General features: G+C 55.7%; 13 protein-coding genes. 5 read left to right on the top strand and 8 right to left on the bottom strand.

Going from position 1 to position 15,628, the window contains the following annotated elements:
* Positions 1-63: 63 nt before the first annotated feature.
* The 3 genes from fhuE to D467_RS0113005 all read right to left on the bottom strand — a co-directional run bounded on the left by fhuE (position 64) and on the right by D467_RS0113005 (position 3,663).
* The gene (fhuE, locus tag D467_RS0113015; RefSeq protein ID WP_018917962.1) at positions 64-2,238 is read right to left on the bottom strand and encodes a ferric-rhodotorulic acid/ferric-coprogen receptor FhuE; all 2,175 of its coding nucleotides are present in this window, start codon (positions 2,236-2,238) and stop codon (positions 64-66) included.
* A 324-nt stretch (positions 2,239-2,562) separates the two neighbouring features.
* Positions 2,563-3,081, bottom strand: a complete 519-nt coding sequence (locus tag D467_RS0113010; RefSeq protein WP_018917961.1) for a hypothetical protein — start codon at positions 3,079-3,081, stop codon at positions 2,563-2,565.
* A 150-nt stretch (positions 3,082-3,231) separates the two neighbouring features.
* Positions 3,232-3,663 carry a MerR family transcriptional regulator gene (locus tag D467_RS0113005; RefSeq protein WP_018917960.1) on the bottom strand — a complete coding sequence of 144 codons (432 nt, stop codon included), beginning with the start codon at positions 3,661-3,663 and terminating at the stop codon, positions 3,232-3,234.
* 71 nt (positions 3,664-3,734) lie between these two features.
* Between D467_RS0113005 and D467_RS0113000 the strand changes: the two genes are divergently transcribed.
* Positions 3,735-4,757 carry an SO_0444 family Cu/Zn efflux transporter gene (locus tag D467_RS0113000; RefSeq protein ID WP_018917959.1) on the top strand — a complete coding sequence of 341 codons (1,023 nt, stop codon included), beginning with the start codon at positions 3,735-3,737 and terminating at the stop codon, positions 4,755-4,757.
* Between the two features lie 91 nt (positions 4,758-4,848).
* On the opposite strand, the gene D467_RS0112995 is transcribed toward D467_RS0113000, so the two are convergent.
* Together D467_RS0112995 and D467_RS0112990 are read right to left on the bottom strand one after the other, a co-directional pair.
* Complete coding sequence (locus D467_RS0112995; protein WP_018917958.1) at positions 4,849-6,258, bottom strand: PQQ-dependent sugar dehydrogenase; 1,410 nt, start codon at positions 6,256-6,258, stop codon at positions 4,849-4,851.
* Positions 6,255-6,683, bottom strand: a complete 429-nt coding sequence (locus D467_RS0112990; protein ID WP_018917957.1) for a DUF2231 domain-containing protein — start codon at positions 6,681-6,683, stop codon at positions 6,255-6,257. The genes D467_RS0112995 and D467_RS0112990 overlap by 4 nt, the downstream gene beginning before the upstream one ends.
* A gap of 463 nt (positions 6,684-7,146) precedes the next feature.
* On the opposite strand from D467_RS0112990, the gene D467_RS0112980 reads away from it, so the two are divergent.
* The 3 genes from D467_RS0112980 to D467_RS0112960 all read left to right on the top strand — a co-directional run bounded on the left by D467_RS0112980 (position 7,147) and on the right by D467_RS0112960 (position 10,528).
* A complete protein-coding gene (locus tag D467_RS0112980; protein ID WP_018917955.1) occupies positions 7,147-7,869 on the top strand; it encodes an MIP/aquaporin family protein in 723 nt (240 codons plus the stop codon).
* A 114-nt stretch (positions 7,870-7,983) separates the two neighbouring features.
* Positions 7,984-9,489 (top strand): glycerol kinase GlpK, encoded by a 1,506-nt coding sequence (glpK, locus tag D467_RS0112975; RefSeq protein WP_018917954.1) that lies wholly within the window; start codon positions 7,984-7,986, stop codon positions 9,487-9,489.
* A gap of 286 nt (positions 9,490-9,775) precedes the next feature.
* Positions 9,776-10,528: a potassium channel family protein gene (locus D467_RS0112960; RefSeq protein ID WP_018917951.1), complete on the top strand. Its 753-nt coding sequence runs from the start codon at positions 9,776-9,778 to the stop codon at positions 10,526-10,528.
* A gap of 63 nt (positions 10,529-10,591) precedes the next feature.
* Here the strand turns inward: D467_RS0112960 and D467_RS0112955 are convergent, their stop codons facing one another.
* A complete protein-coding gene (locus tag D467_RS0112955) occupies positions 10,592-11,494 on the bottom strand; it encodes a LysR substrate-binding domain-containing protein (protein WP_018917950.1) in 903 nt (300 codons plus the stop codon).
* Between the two features lie 182 nt (positions 11,495-11,676).
* Here D467_RS0112955 and D467_RS0112950 point away from each other — a divergent pair, with 182 nt between their 5' ends.
* A complete protein-coding gene (locus tag D467_RS0112950; protein WP_018917949.1) occupies positions 11,677-12,255 on the top strand; it encodes an NAD(P)H-dependent oxidoreductase in 579 nt (192 codons plus the stop codon).
* A 47-nt stretch (positions 12,256-12,302) separates the two neighbouring features.
* On the opposite strand, the gene D467_RS0112945 is transcribed toward D467_RS0112950, so the two are convergent.
* The gene (locus D467_RS0112945) at positions 12,303-13,439 is read right to left on the bottom strand and encodes an MFS transporter (RefSeq protein ID WP_018917948.1); all 1,137 of its coding nucleotides are present in this window, start codon (positions 13,437-13,439) and stop codon (positions 12,303-12,305) included.
* 104 nt (positions 13,440-13,543) lie between these two features.
* Positions 13,544-15,625 (bottom strand): FUSC family protein, encoded by a 2,082-nt coding sequence (locus D467_RS0112940; RefSeq protein ID WP_018917947.1) that lies wholly within the window; start codon positions 15,623-15,625, stop codon positions 13,544-13,546.
* Positions 15,626-15,628 lie beyond the last annotated feature (3 nt).

Raw genomic sequence — 15,628 nt, 5'->3', positions numbered from 1 at the left:
CCACCCGGTGGATACCGAATGGAGGCAGTCTGTCAGCATGGTGCTATCACCGGCGCCAGCGTGTTAGAACGCGTAGCGCAGCGTCGAGGAGATGCTGCGTGGCTCGCCATAAACGCCGTAGCCGCCCGCATTGCTGTAGTACTTCTCGTCGAACAGATTCTTGACGTTAACCTGTAACGACAGTTCCGGCGTGAACTGGTAGCGGCCGAATAGGTTAGCCAGGGTGTAGCTATCCTGCTCGTATTCGTCAGGAATACCGGCGGGCGTTGTCAGGTTGCCGGCGAAAAGACTGCTTTGCCAATTCACCCCGCCGCCCACGGTCAGCTCAGGTTTTTGCGGCACGTTGTAGCTTGCAAACAGGTTGAACAGCGAGCGCGGCTGATTGATGTTGAGCGTGTCATCTTCGGTCTTCGCGGTGAAGTGAGAGTAGCCGACGGTCATATCCAGATCATCAGATACTGCGCCGCTCAGCTCTACTTCAAAGCCTTCGCTCACGACACCTTCAGCGGCGGTATAAAACGTCTCGGTCTGGCCTGGGGCCATCGGGAGGGCCGCGGCAACGTTGTCCTGCTCAATACGGAAGATGGAGAAGGAGCCGTTAATTAGACCGTTAAGCCAAGCCGCCTTGAGGCCGGTTTCGTAGTTCTTGCCCACCACCGGGTCCAGATACGTGCCGTCAACATTGAGATAGTCCTGCGGCTCGAAAATCTCGGTGTAGCTGGCAAAGGCCGAGTAGGTATCGTTGAAATCAAATACCAAGCCGCCGTAAGGCGTGACTTCGTACTTACTCTGGCTATCCGAGCGGCGGCTTAGCTGGGTCATGCCGTCCCACTCGGTGTAGCGCGCGCCGATAATCAGTGTCAGCGGATCGGCAAGCGAGAAACGCGAGGCGGTATAAACGGCTTTCTGACGCGTGCTGGAGGCTTCAGAGGGCGTAAACTCGGGCCAGCCTTCGTTGGGTGCCGAGCCATCCCAGTTGTTGAAATCATCGACGGTAAAACCATCGATAAAGGTATTCTCGTAGTTGTTGGTCTGGTCGCTGTAGTTGCCGCCGACGACCAGTTCATGCTCACGGCCTAAAAGCGCAAATGGGCCGCTTGCCTGAACGTCTACAGAGTCGACTTCACGGTGGCCACGATTCCACCCGGTAAAGAAGGTAACGCCGCCAGCCCCCATTTGATCCGGCAGGGTGGCTTCTACGTAGGGATAGGCCAGCTTGCTGTCCATATCGGTCTTTTCGTGGGCACCCACGACGCGCAGCTGCCAATCGTTGTCGAAGCGGTGGCTGATCTCGGCGAAGACTTTCTCAGACTCGAATTCGGAGTAGGACCAGTCGGGGGCAACGCTGAACGAGCGGCTATATCTGGTTTCGCTGCCATCACTGTACCAGAGCGGCAAGCCGCCCCAGGTGGAGGAGGACGTGTGGCTATCCTGGTAGTCAAAGCCTATCGACAATGTCGTCGCGTCGGTGACATCGGCATCGATCACGCCGTAGCCGAACTGACGGCGCTTGTCCTGGCGATCAAGATGCGCGCCACCCTCTTCATAACCTCCGATAAAGCGTGCCCGCACGTTACCTGAAGCGGTGAGCGGTGTGGTGACATCAACCGTGGCGCCTTGCTTATCCCAGCTGCCCAAGGTGCCCGCAACCGATCCGGTGAGTTCACGACTATCCGCACGTTTGCGCACGAAGTTGACCGACGCGCCCGGGTTGCCAGAGCCGCTTACCAGCCCGTTAGCCCCACGGATTACTTCTACGCGGTCGTAAATCGCGGTGTTAAGTCTGCCTTCGCCGAAGTACCAACGGCCATCACGGTTGAGCGTGGGAATGCCGTCGTACTGAAAGCTGTTGATACGAAAGCCACGCGATGAAAAGTTGACGCGCTCACTATCCACATTGCGCGTTGAAATGCCGGTGGTGTTACTCAGCACTGACTCGATGGAATCCAGATTCTGATCTCGAATACGCTGCTCTGTAACGATGCTGATAGCTTGCGGCAACTCTTTCTGACTAAGCGTTAAGCCGGTACCCGCACTGGTAGTGCGCCGTGTATAGCCAATGTTTTCATACAGGTTGGTGCCAGTCACCGTGACGGTACCCAGAGCTTCAGGATTATCGGCGCTTTGCGCGCAGGCGCTACTAGAGACGAGTAAAGAGGCGGAAACAAATGCGGTGAGCGTGGCATGCTGCACTGGCCGTCGGGCCGTGTTCAAGACATGAAGTGGTGACGTTTTCATAAGATCCCTGGCACGCCTTGGCGGCGCTTGTTCGCTGGTTTTATGTAAATTAGTAGCGAAAGATCATATAAAAATGGTTCTTAAATGTAAATGAATATGAGAATGCTTAATATTCGTGAAAAGTGTCATTAGGTAGGGCTGAACTAATAGTTATGTTTTTGAAAAAAGCGCAGTATAAGCAAGTTCTTACTGACTTTTTTCAAGCGATAGGGGGCTTGACACTATTGGTCGTCCATCGTTTAGGGGTTAAACGATGGAGCGAGATTGGAGGCTAGCCTATGCGGTTAGCGATAAAGGTAAGCGTAACGATGGTAGCAGAGTGTCCTAATCAAGCTCGGATGGCTTGGGTTCAAACACAGGTTCTGTCGTGTTGGCAGGAAGATCATTCTCCATCGCCGCCAAGGCAATCTCATAGCAGTCGTCGATATGGCTATTGCCCATATACTTCATCGCCGTAAAGCTAATACCGCCTGCCACGGCGCTGCCGATAAAGGGTACAAATTTGGTAGCGCCTTTCGCGGCAACCTTAACGCCCATCTTTTGTAGCAGCGATACAACCAGTTTTTTGGTGATGTATTTTCCGGCCATCTTGCTGCCGACATTGGAAATGGCGGTCATCACCATTACCTTGGATTCTGTATCCAGGCTTTCAATTTGTTCGGGCGTTAAACCGAATTTCTCATTAATTTTGGGAATCAGCCTTAGCAATATGGCAACGTCTGAACCGATATCCAATCCGGGAATGGGAATGATTGCCGTGCCAGCCGAAATGCTCGAGCTTTTGGTCACCATCGTGCGGCAGGTCTTTCTGATTTCGTCGAGTTCTTTCCTTGTTTCGATCATGTGCTACTCCTTGTTTACGATTACTCTAACCTCAGCGTAGACGACGCTGCGTGAAAATGAGGGAATTCAATTCCGCTTGCCACCTCCCTATTTACCTACTTTTTTATTACCTATGCCTTTATTATCTATGCCTTTATTACCAGCATCTCTTTACCCACAGCCGCGTTCGCTGCAGGTGTGGGTGTGGTCGTACAGCGTTTGAATAATCTGGCAGTCGGCGGCTTTGCCGCCCCGGCACTGTTGTACCACTTGGCGTAACTCAGCGGCGAGCGCTTGCAGCTTGGCAATGCGCGCTTCCAAATGCTGAAGATGTCGAGTGGCAATGTCGTCAGCTGCGCCGCAGTCGGTATCAGGGTGGTCAGAAAGTGCCAGCAATTCCTGAATACTATGTAGATCAAGCCCCAGACTGCGACCATGACGAATAAAACCTATACGCTCTAGCGCTGCTTGATCGTAGTGCCGATAGCCTTGCTCGCTGCGTTTTGGAGCAGGCAATAACCCCAGCTTTTCATAATGGCGAATACTCTCCGGTGAGCAGCCGGTGCGGGTAGCTACCTCACCAATGCGATAAGCGTTTTTCATCAGCTTGACCCTGTAACGATTACAGGGTTTAGGCTAGACCCTATTCCCTCTGTGGACAAGTAGGTGATGACATGACGCTGATATTCGAACTAATGCAAATCGCACTAACGGCAGCCCCGTGGCTGCTGTTGGGGCTGCTAATTGCTGGGTTGATAAAGGCATGGTTGCCGGAACATTTGCTCCAGCGCTGGATGGGCGGCCGCAGCCTTGGCAGCATTGTACGGGCGGCGTTCATTGGCATGCCGTTACCGCTGTGCTCATGTGGCGCAATTCCCACTGCTATTGCCTTGCACCGTGGCGGTGCCGGACGTGGGCCCACCACGTCGTTTCTAATCAGCACGCCTGGGGTAGGGGTTGATTCCATCTTGCTTACCAGCGTACTGCTTGGCCCACTGATGGCGGTAGTGCGTGTCGCAGGTGCGCTGGTAACCGCCATTGTGACCGGGCTGCTGGTCGGGTTTACGCGTGAAACTGAAACGCCAGTGCTGGCCACGTCCGGTGGCTGCTGCGCTTCATCGGGTTGCCATACGCCTGATTCAGACACCGGCGAACCCGTTGGCCTGAAAGCCGGCTTGCGTTATGCATTCAGCGATTTATTGGACGACATCAGTACGTGGATGTTTGCCGGGCTACTCCTGGCCGGCGTGCTGGTTACCCTGGTACCGCCGGATACGCTGGCTTATTACTCGGGCGGCCTGCTGGCGCTGGTACTGATGGCCGTAGTGGGGATTCCACTCTATATCTGCGCAGCGGCGGCTACGCCGGTGGCCGCCGGGCTGCTGTTGGCCGGGATTTCACCCGGCATGGCGCTGGTATTCTTACTGGCGGGGCCGATCACCAGCTTGGCGACACTGGCCATTCTGCGCCGCGAGTTGGGCAGTTCCGCACTGGCCGTATATCTTTCCAGCGTGCTTGCTGTGACGGTGCTGGTGGGCTGGCTATTTGATACGGTGCTCGATATGACAGGCTGGAACCCTGTCGAGCAGGCAAGCGAGGTGCAGGAGCTGCTGCCTGTTTGGCTGGAGTGGTCGGCGCTCGGCATACTGGCACTGGTGGCTATTCGGCCAGTGCGTAAGCGGCTGCTGGGATTTTAAGCATTTTCAGTACGTAAAAACGCCGGGTGGGGGATGCCCACCCGGCGTTTGATTGGCCCTTAGCCACTTGAGTCGCTGACCACTGATTGGATTATTCAGTGGTCTCTGTCACGGACTCGTCTGTTTCCAGGTCATCTGTTTCCAGGTCTTCTGTTGCAGAATCTTCTGTCTCAGCGGTGTCTGCTTCGGGCGCCTGTTGAGCGGGCGGATTATCCGGGGTAACCCGCCATATCGCGTTGGTCAGGTCGTCGGCGATGATCAGCGCGCCTTCTGGGTCAACGGTCACGCCTACCGGGCGGCCGAGCGCTCTACCATCATCGGTTAGAAACCCACTGGCAAAATCAATCGGATCGCTGTCCGAAAGTTGGCCGTTGTTGAAGGGGATGAAGCTTACCTTGTAACCAACCGGATCGGCACGGTTCCAACTGCCATGTTCGCCAACGAAAACACCCTCAGCGTACTCTTCGCCCATGGCTGGGGTAGAAAATGCCAAGCCAAGCGGGGCCACGTGAGAGCCCAGGCTGTAGTCAGGCGCAATGGCGGATTCTACCTTTTCAGGGTCTTCCGGTTTAACGCGCGGGTCGACATGCTGCCCCCAGTAGCTGTAGGGCCAGCCGTAAAAGCTGCCTTCCTGAACGGAGGTGAGATAGTCAGGCACCAAGTCCGGGCCCAGCTCGTCGCGCTCGTTCACCACCGCCCAGAGTTGCTCGGTGTCAGGATGAATGGCGAGCGCTGTCGGGTTACGCAGGCCAGTGGCATAAGGTCGGTGCGCGCCCGTTTCGGCATCGATTTCCCACACTTCAGCGCGATTAACTTCGGCCTCCATACCACGCTCGGTAATATTGCTGTTAGAGCCGATCCCCACATAAAGATATTGACCATCGGCGCTGGCGGTCATCGCTTTGGTCCAGTGGTGATTGATCTCTGAAGGTAGCTGTGCAATGACTTCAGGCGACCCGCTGGCTTCTGTCTGGCCTTCTTCATAATCAAAGCGCACCAGCGCGTCCTGGTTAGCCACATAGAGATTGCCATCTACCAGAGCAAGCCCATAAGGCGCGTTCAGGTCTTCTGCGAAGATCATCTGTTCGTAGTTGCCGTCACCATTTTCATCGCGCAGCAGGGTCAAGCGGTCGCCGCTTTCTACTGAGGTGTTGCCTTGATCCTTGATGTAGCCCGCAATCACGTCCTTGGGTTTTAACGCAGGCGCATCACCGCCGCTGCCTTCGGCCACCAGAATGTCGCCATTGGGCAGCATGATGGTTTGCCGGGGAACTTTAAGATCAGACGCGATCCTGGTGATGGTATAGCCCTCAGGCACCGTGGGTAGCCGATCACCCCATTCGGCGGGTTCGGGAACCGTCATGTCTGGCAGCAGCCCGCGCTGCGGTTCGGGGAGTGTGGGGTTGGGACCGAAGGGCTGTTCTACATCAAAAGCGTTAGCGCCGCTGGCAGCCAGCAGCAGTGCCAAAGGCGTTGTATAACGAAGTGCGAAATATTTCATGACGTTGCTCCGACAGTGCGCCGAGAAAAACCGATCCAAATCGCCGCGACGGTCAGTACGGTAACGATGATCGAAAGAATAAGGCCGGTGGGCATCATGGCCCAGGCATCACGCGCATGAACTAGCGCATTGATAAAGCCGAGTACCCAGATGACCAGCAAGAGCAATGGATAAACCAGCGTAAGTCCGCGGCGATGCTCGGCACGAAACAGGCCGATAATCGCACATAGAAAAGCCAGGCCTGCGAAAACAAGCCCTCCAGCAATTAACCAGGAAGAAAACGTGCTCCACTGGATATGGAAGTTTTTCGAGTAAGCGTAATCACTTAGCGTAGCGCCAAGAAAAAGTGGAAAAGTGCTCGCAAGTAATAGGGCATGAAGCGGGTGGATGCCGCTTAAATAGGTCGTCGGTGCAGACCTCGACATAGTACGTTCCTCCTTGATAAGTGACCCCAAAAAAACGTGGTCAGGCCCGTTTTTGATACAGGCTTCGGATGGCCAGCGCAATCGCTGCCAACCTGAGTATAGGTCAGGTTTTGCTTACCCCAAAAAACACTGGGTTTGTGCCTTTCATAAAATACGCACAGGTAAAGCAGTTAGATCACGACTTTAAAAATAAAATGTTCGTTAGTTGACAATTTTGTAGCGTTATGTGGATGGATTGGTGTCTGTTTTTATTCGATAAACAGGTCTTAAACTAATGTCTAGTTTTTAAGGTAATGTTTTATAAATCATGAAGATATGGATTATTCATTGAGAGGTTCGTTTTTTTATATTGTTTTTTTAAATACCCACTATAGGATGCCAAAAAGAAAGCGAAATTTTCAAAAAAGAACATCCGGCTGTTTCAAAGAGTGACCAGTCGATCAAGTGGGGTAGTTGAGTAGCAATGCTTGAAACAATTTTTCTACACGAAATAGCCGGTACGGCCGTATTAACGCTGTTGGGGTGCGGGGTGGTAGCTAACGTGCTGTTGAATAAAACCAACGGTAATAATAGCGATGGAATCGTTATCTTCTTGGGTTGGGGGCTTGCGGTTTTTTGTGCGGTTTATATCGCCTATGACACCGGCGCGCATATCAATCCCGCGGTGACGCTTGCGTTGTTGGTAGGTCCGGCGAACGAGTACGCCCCCGGCATTCCTATCAACGCTATGACTACCTCGGCCTACTTTACGGCTGAAGTTATCGGTGCCTGGTTGGGCGCAACCATTTGCTATCTGGCCTATAAAAAGCATTACGACGCTACTGAAAACGCCTCAAGCATATTGGCAACGTTCTCTACAGGCCCGGCCATCCCTGCCTACGGATGGAATCTGGTCACCGAGATCATCGGTACCTTTGTGCTGGTGTTTGTCATTATCATGTTTGGTCATACGCCGTCAGGGCTTGGTCCGTTGGCGGTGGCGCTGCTGGTAGTATCGATTGGTGCTTCGCTAGGTGGGCCAACGGGCTATGCGATCAACCCCGCTCGGGATTTGGGGCCGCGCATTGCCCACGCGCTACTCCCCATCAAGCATAAAGGGACGAGTAACTGGTCCTACGCCTGGGTGCCCATTTTGGGACCCGCTATCGGCAGCATCCTTGCCGGGCTTGCCGCCTATATTTATTAAGTCAGCCGGGTTTATTAAGTCAGTCGGGTTTATTACATCAGCCGGATTGGTTAAGCCAGCATGCTGATTTGATTTTAAAATAATCGTTTAACGTTAACGCTTGAGAGGCATTTCATGAGCCAGAAAAACTACGTCCTCGCTATTGATCAAGGCACCACCAGCTCGCGGGCGATGCTATTTGACCATGAAGGCCGGATAGCCAGCGTAGCGCAGCACGAGTTTGAACAGATTTTTACCCGCCCGGGCTGGGTCGAGCATTGCCCCCGCGAGATCATGACCAGCGTGCTGACCACCTTGACCGAGGTGATTAATAACAGCGGCGTTGATGTCTCCGAAATTGCTTCCGTCGGTATTACCAACCAGCGTGAAACCACCGTGGTGTGGGATAAACATACCGGGCAGGCCGTGCATAACGCCATCGTCTGGCAGTCACGTCACTCCGCCGAGATCTGCGATGAGCTGCGTGCCGCCGGCCACGCCGATATGATTCGCGATAAAACCGGCCTGGTGATTGACGCTTACTTTTCCGCCACCAAGTTGAAGTGGATTTTCGAGAACGTTGCGGGCGTTAAGGAGAAAGCCGAAAAGGGCGATCTGCTGTTCGGTACCATTGATTCATGGCTAGTGTGGAACCTGACCGGCGGCGCCGTCCATGCGACCGATGTCAGCAACGCATCCCGCACGATGCTGTTTAATATCCGTGATCGGCAGTGGGACCCGGAGCTGCTAGCGCTCTTTGGCGTGCCGGAGTCGATGCTGCCCGAGATTAAATCTAGCAGTGAAATCTACGGCAATGTGCTGCCTAAATTTCTGATGGGCCAGGAGGTGCCGATTGCGGGTATCGCTGGTGACCAGAACGCCGCGCTGTTTGGCCAGGCCTGCTTTAAACCGGGTATGGCGAAAAACACCTACGGTACCGGCTGTTTTACGCTAATGAACACGGGCACCCACGCCACGCCCTCCAAGAACGGCCTTCTTACTACGGTTGCCTGGGAAGTGGACGGCACGCTGGAATATGCTCTGGAAGGCAGCGTGTTTGTGGCGGGCTCTGTGATCCAGTGGCTGCGTGATGGCCTGAGAATGCTGGGCAAGGCGTCTGATTCTGAGGCGTACGCCACGCGCGCTAAAGATAATGACGGTGTTTATATGGTGCCTGCCTTTACTGGCTTAGGGGCACCCTACTGGAACTCCAACGTGCGCGGCGCCATGTTTGGGCTTTCGCGAGGCACCCAAAAAGAGCACTTTGTGCGCGCGGCGGTAGAATCGCTTGCCTATCAAAGCGCCGATGTTCTCAAGGCCATGCAGGCGGATGCCGACATTGCACTGACCGAGCTGCGCGCGGATGGCGGGGCGATCGCCAATGATTTTCTCGCCCAGTTCCAGGCCGATATACTGGGGGTGGACGTACTGCGCTGCGAGGTGAACGAAACCACTGCATTAGGTGCGGCTTATCTCGCCGGGCTTGCCGTCGGGTTTTGGAAATCACGCGATGAAATCGTCGAGCAGTGGGCGCTAGAGCGGCGCTTTACGCCACAGATGAAAGATGTAAAGCGTGACGAACTCTATGCCGGTTGGAAAAAAGCCGTCAACGCTACCATGGCGTTTCACGTAGAGTCCTAAGCTTGGCGCTGCAAGCTCAGATGTTTGACAAGCCCCCGGCCCAGGCCGGGGCTTTGCGTTAAAGGCAGCGGTAGCGCGTCGCTAATCACCGGCAAGGCGCCATGCCTTTTTCTTTACAATCGATTGTGCCTTCGGGTTTACTTGGATGTAGTTAATAATAAAGTGGTTATAACCATTAAAAAGCCCAAAGCTCGAGATGACCAAGGGAAGAAGCGCCTGAATATTTATGCCACCGTGGCAGTACATCGATTGATTTGCGTCAACCAGCGCCCGCTGGAGCGAGGGCATGAATAAAGCCGAACTCTATCACCAGTTAGCACCTGAAGCCTGGCATGAGAAGGGGTTGTCGAAACTCAACCAGCTTATCTGTGTGTTAATTCTGCTTGCCTCCCTTACCGCTATACTGGAAACCGAGTCGGCACTTCGAGCGATGGCGCCAGGGCTATTTACAGTACTGGAGGCTGTGTTTGTCGGTGCATTTACGATTGAATATCTGCTGCGGCTGTATGCGATAGGTGAAGACCCGCGTTATCGCGGTGTTACAGGGCGTATTCGCTATATTTTCTCGTTTTGGGCGCTGGTGGATTTGCTCGCCATTCTGCCTTTCTTCCTGGGTTTCATATCTCATAACAACGCCTTTCTACTGCGGCTGCTGCGTTTGGCGCGTATATTGCGCTTGGCGCGATTGGGGCGGTTTAGTCAGGCGTGGTCGGCCTTGGCGAGCGCTCTTAAATCGCGCACCCATGAGCTGTTGCTCAGTGCCGGAGTGGCAGGTTTGTTACTGCTGTTTTCATCCTGCTGCCTATATGTGGTGGAAGCCGCCGCCCAGCCGGAAGCCTTTGGCAGCGTACCGCGCGCGTTATGGTGGAGCATCGCTACCCTGACCACCGTGGGCTATGGCGATGTCACGCCGATTACCGCACTGGGTAAGTTTTTTGCAGGCCTAACCGCAGTGGCAGGCATCGGGATTATCGCCATGCCCACAGGCATTCTAGCCGCCGCATTTAGCGATGCGCTGCAAAATAAGCACAGTTCTTAAAGGGAATATCGGGCGTCAGGTTCAGAATGGCTGGATACTTTAGTTAATTCACTACTGACAGTTTTAGCCCTGCAAATACTCCCCAGGCAGGCGTTCGGCCAGAAAATCCATAAACAGCCGGGCGCGCTGGGATAGCGTGGCCTGGCGGTAGTAGACGGCATTGATGGCCTGCATTTGAATTTCGGTATGGCTGGGCAGTACATCGACCAAGGCGCCGTCCTTGCGGGGCGTGATGGTCATGAAGTCGGCCAGGCAGACGATCCCTTCGCCTTTAAGCGCTAGCTCAATCAGCGTGCTGCCGCTGGAGGCGGCGAGAGCGGGCGTAATGCGTAGGTATTCACCATCGGCACGGCGCAGCGGCCAGCGATTAAGGTGGTCAAGCTGGCTGAAGCCGAGCAGGCTGTGGTGCTCAAGGTCTTCAATACTTTGTGGAGTGCCCGCGCGCTCAAGATAAGCGGGGCTTGCCAAGAGGCGAAGCGGGCTATGGCCCAGGCGCCGTGCATGTAGCGATGAGTCGTCAAGCTCCCCAATACGGATGGCGAGGTCCACACGCTGTTCCAGCAGGTCTACAAAACGGTCGTGGGTATCCAGCTGTAGCGTTATGCCTGGGTAGCGGGCGCGAAACTCACCGAGTACCGGCACAATGACAAACTGCATGAAACTGGGCGCGGCGTTCACCCGTAGCCGCCCTTGAGGCTGACCGTGGCGATCCTGAACCGACTCTTCCGCGGCCTCTACGGCGGTTAAAATGCGCCGGCAGTGATCTAAAAACGTTTCTCCCTCTTCGGTTAGCTCTAAGCGTCGCGTGGTTCGGCGCAGCAGGGTGGCGCCCAGCTTGCGTTCCAGGCGATTAAGCGCCCGGCTGACGCCTGACACCGTAATGCCCAACCGTTCGGCGGCGCCGGTGATCGAGCCGCTGTCCACCAAGGTGATAAATGCCTGCTGCTCTTCAAGCGTGGTTTTCATGAGCGTTACTCGCACCTGTTCGGTTAACACATGTTTGTTGATTTTATATCAAAAGTCTCTTGCCAGGGGGCGGGTTTTTCCATGTTGGTGAGCATCCCATAATAGCCAACATTCAAGCCATGCCGATGGGGCTATCGCCCATCGACAGGTAAGGTCATCTATTGGGTAAGAGGTTTTTAACGATGAAGATTTTGTTAATCAATGGCGGTAAGCCGTTCGCCCATTCTGGCGGTGAACTCAACAATACTCTGCATGATGTCGCGTGGCGTACGTTAGCCGAGCAGGGCCATGAGGTTCGCGAAACGGTGATTGAACAGGGTTACGAGGTAGAGGCCGAGGTGGAAAAATTCCTCTGGGCGGACACCATCGTCTATCAGATGCCGGGCTGGTGGATGGGCGCGCCCTGGAGCGTTAAACGCTACATTGATGAAGTCTTCACCGCCGGGCACGGCTCGCTCTACGCAAGCGACGGCCGCTCACGCCAGGACCCTACCAAGCAGTACGGCAGCGGCGGCTTATTACAAGGGCGCCGCTATATGCTTTCGCTCACCTGGAACGCGCCGCTTGTCGCCTTTGATGAAGCGGATAATTTCTTTGAAGGACGCGGTGTCGATGGCGTTTACTTCCCGTTCCACAAATCTCAGGAATTTGTTGGCCTGGAAGCGTTGCCCACGTTTATCGCCAATGATGTAATCAAGGCGCCGGACGTTGAACGCGATATGGCGGCCTATGCCGATCACTTGGCGCGCCTGTTCAGTTAAACAATCTGCCTCGGCCTAGGTGGCATCTGCGCGTGTAGAAACAGGCGCTAGAAGCGCTCAAGCGATGAAGCAATAAACACGATACACAGTGCCAGCAGGCCAAGTATTCCAAAGGCATAGTGCAGCGAGATGAAGTGGGCGGTAAAACCGATCAACGGCGGCCCGAGCAGCATGCCGCCATAGCCCAAGGTCGCTACACTTGCGATGGCGACACCGGGCGGCGTATCGGGGTCATTGGCCGCGCGCGAAAATGCCAGCGGCATGATGAGCGCGTAGCCGATACCCAGGAAAAAGAAGCCAAACAGCGCTGCCATGAAAGTGGCGGGAATGACGGCGAGAAGCACGCCGATAGTGGCCGAACACCCGGCAAAGCGTGCCGCGTTGGTCGGGCCTAATCGGGAAATCACGCTGCCGCCGATCAAGCGCATGATGACCATTGCCAGCGAGAATACGGCGTATCCTATCGCCCCTTGGGCGGTGGTCGCCGAGGTAACGGTGACCAGAAACAGCGCGCTCCAATCGGCGATGGCGCCTTCGCCGAGCGAGGCGCACAGGGCAATAATCCCGACCCAGAGTAGAACGCCATGAGGCAAAGGGAAGCGTTTTGCCCCCGCCAGGCGCGGCCGCGTTTCAGATTGCCAGCCGATACTCGCCAGCCAGATCATGCTCACGTACAACACAATGCCGATAAGTAGAAAGTGGGTAAGCAGCGACAGTTCAAAGCTGATCGCCATATAGCCCACCGCGGCACCGATACCCGCGCCCAGGCTCCACATGGCATGAAATGATGACATGACCGGCTTTTCGATAAAGCGCTCTGCCTCGCCCGCCCAGCTGTTCATGGTGACATCCATGGCGCCGTGGCCAGCACCAAACAGAAACAGCGCCGCCGCCGTTAGCCAGAGGTTGAAAGCGCAAGCGATCAACACGAGAGCAAGGGTATAGGCGGCTGCAATCGCGAGGGTGGCGCGCGCAGCACCGAAAGTATCCGAGGCTCTGCCCGCCAACGGAAACGAGATCAGAGCGCCGGAGGCCAGCACGAGCAGCAGCAGGCCGAGCCGCCCGCCATCCAGGTCGTGCTGCAACGCCACCGTAGGAATGCGCGAAGCCCAGGTGCCGAACAGCCCGCCATTGAGAAAGAACATGGCGGCTACCGCAAGCCAGACTCTGCGTGGACGAGACATGCAGCACCTCCTTTGCCAAGTGACCAACTTCCGTCGCGTCTTCCGAATTAGAACCAGCGGTTTTGCTTGCCTCTCTACTGAACAAGCCGTTTTCTATCACTTGTTTAGTGGTCTTTTACTTCTTGAGTAAAGGGCTTGGCCGGCGGTTGAGGCTCACGCTGCGGGCGTTCCGCCATAATGCGCGCCAAGCGCTCAAGCGAGAGTTCCAGGCGTTCAATCAGGCCTTCCAGCAAGACGCGGCGGTCGGCGGGAATATCGCCGTGGGTGGCAATGGCATCTTCCAGCCGTTTTCCCGCTTCACGAATGCCTTGCGGCGCATGGCCGGTCGCGCTGTTTTCAAAGCCAACCGCTAACGTACGCAGCACATCTTGGTGCGCTTCACGAATAAGTGGGTGCGGCGCATCGTCAAGCCGGTCGCGCAGGCGCAGGGTGGCGGTGCCAAGGTCGAGCCCGGTCAGGCCCAGAATGAACAGGTGGCGCTGCTCTTCGGGCAGCATATCGTCGTGCTGAGCCAGGTGCAGCAGGCGATCGGCCATATGGCCGCTGAACCGGGTTTCGGCGTCGCGAATGGAGCGCCGTCTAAGCTCGTGAATATCGTTGGATATTGCCTTGATCAGGCGCCGCCGCCTAAGCCGAGTTCCGAGCCCTGGCAGCAGGCGAAAGCCCATGACGACGCAGCTCAGGCCGATTACCACTGCAACGACCCGGTTGGCAAAGCTATCGAAAGCGAAGTCCATGCCGTTGCCGGGCATCGTCAGCAGGATATTGAAGATGGTAAAGGCCAAGCAGTAGCCCATCGTGGCCGGGTTGGTTGCACCTAACAGGCCTAAAAATAGCGGTGTCCCGAAAATCAGCGCCAGCAGTGGAAAGCCGTTGGCCTGAGAAAGCAACACATGGCCGAACAAAAACGCGCTGGGAATGGCCGCCAGCATGCCTTTGTAGAACATCATGGTAATCGCTATGGGGTTGTCACGGCTGGCAAAGAAGGCCGAAAACAGAGTCCCCAGCATCATGGCGACCATGGCACTCTGCCAGGCGGTAACAATCCAGAAAACCGCGAGCAGCGAGAACACAACCCCTGAGCGTACTGCGTTGATTCCCGCGGCGAGGTGATCGCGATGCCAGGCCAACGGCGATGAGCGTAATTGATAGCGCCCGGGGGAGGCGATCGCTTCGCGGGCATCAAGCATCACCATGGCGTGGCCAATGGATTCGCGTAGCCCCAGGCGCAGGCGGCGATCCAGCGGTGCCAAGCTGGTTTCCTCGTTATTTTCATGTACCAGATGGCGTAGCCCCTGAAGCGTTTTTCTGGCTTCCGCAACACCTTTGTCGTGCTCGGCCTCACGAAACCCCTGGGCCACCTGACAGGCAAGTTTAAGGCTTTGTGGATCAAGCCGGTCGGCATGGTCGTGCATGAGTTGATGCAGCGCCTGCAAATTAGCTAAAAAGCGCAGCGTGCGCCGGGTGAGCACATGGGTTGCGCGCACGCGGCCAGGGCCTACCGGACCTTCAAAGCGGGCCGCCTGGCTATCGGATTCAAGAAGGGTTAACGGCCCTAGACTACCGCGCAGGGCCTTCTGCATGGCAGGAATGTCGTCGCTTGCCTCTAAGCGCAGGGCGGCATGCTCGAAGGCTTCGTTGATCACGCTGTCTGCTTGGGTCGCGAGGTGGGTTCCTACGTGGGATGGCCATAGCAGCGAGCTGACCAGCATTGCGCAGACCGCGCCCAGCCCCAGTTCAGAAAGGCGCGCCACTGCGATATCGAAAATCCCCGCAGGCGTGCTGCCGCTGGAAATGACCACAATCAGCATGGCGGTTACCGCGGCCATCAGGCAGCCGTAGGTGTAGTTGTTACGCCACAGAGAGCCGACATAGGTGCACAGCATGATCCAGCCGGTCAGAGTAATCAGCGCGGGTATACGCGCCTGAGCGAATAGGGCCATGATAACGATGCCCGCCACGGCGCCGATAAAGGTGCCGCCCAGCTGGCAGATGCCTTTTTCAATCACCATGCCGCTCATCGGACGGATCTGGAGAAACGCCGCCGACATTAGCGCCCAGTAGGGGCGCTCCAGATCAAAAAAAAGCGCCACATAAAGCGCGAGCATCATCGCCAGGGTGGTCTTGATGGCAAATTTGACCGCCGTGGCGTTGGGCATTAGATACGTTTGAACGAACGGCGACATGGG

Origin of the sequence: Vreelandella zhanjiangensis DSM 21076, assembly GCF_000377665.1 — a bacterium.
Lineage (GTDB): Bacteria > Pseudomonadota > Gammaproteobacteria > Pseudomonadales > Halomonadaceae > Vreelandella > Vreelandella zhanjiangensis.
Note: the sequence above shows the minus strand (reverse complement) of the source record. Positions and strands in the feature narration are given on the sequence as shown.

Coding starts and splice junctions, on each gene's coding strand:
- fhuE (WP_018917962.1), bottom strand. CDS start 2,238: ATGAAAACGTCACCACTTCATGTCTTGAACACGGCCCGACGGCCAGTG.
- D467_RS0112955 (WP_018917950.1), bottom strand. CDS start 11,494: ATGAAAACCACGCTTGAAGAGCAGCAGGCATTTATCACCTTGGTGGAC.
- D467_RS0112990 (WP_018917957.1), bottom strand. CDS start 6,683: ATGTCGAGGTCTGCACCGACGACCTATTTAAGCGGCATCCACCCGCTT.
- D467_RS0113005 (WP_018917960.1), bottom strand. CDS start 3,663: ATGAAAAACGCTTATCGCATTGGTGAGGTAGCTACCCGCACCGGCTGC.
- D467_RS0112980 (WP_018917955.1), top strand. CDS start 7,147: ATGCTTGAAACAATTTTTCTACACGAAATAGCCGGTACGGCCGTATTA.
- D467_RS0112995 (WP_018917958.1), bottom strand. CDS start 6,258: ATGAAATATTTCGCACTTCGTTATACAACGCCTTTGGCACTGCTGCTG.
- D467_RS0112945 (WP_018917948.1), bottom strand. CDS start 13,439: ATGTCTCGTCCACGCAGAGTCTGGCTTGCGGTAGCCGCCATGTTCTTT.
- D467_RS0113010 (WP_018917961.1), bottom strand. CDS start 3,081: ATGATCGAAACAAGGAAAGAACTCGACGAAATCAGAAAGACCTGCCGC.
- D467_RS0112960 (WP_018917951.1), top strand. CDS start 9,776: ATGAATAAAGCCGAACTCTATCACCAGTTAGCACCTGAAGCCTGGCAT.
- glpK (WP_018917954.1), top strand. CDS start 7,984: ATGAGCCAGAAAAACTACGTCCTCGCTATTGATCAAGGCACCACCAGC.
- D467_RS0112940 (WP_018917947.1), bottom strand. CDS start 15,625: ATGTCGCCGTTCGTTCAAACGTATCTAATGCCCAACGCCACGGCGGTC.
- D467_RS0112950 (WP_018917949.1), top strand. CDS start 11,677: ATGAAGATTTTGTTAATCAATGGCGGTAAGCCGTTCGCCCATTCTGGC.
- D467_RS0113000 (WP_018917959.1), top strand. CDS start 3,735: ATGACGCTGATATTCGAACTAATGCAAATCGCACTAACGGCAGCCCCG.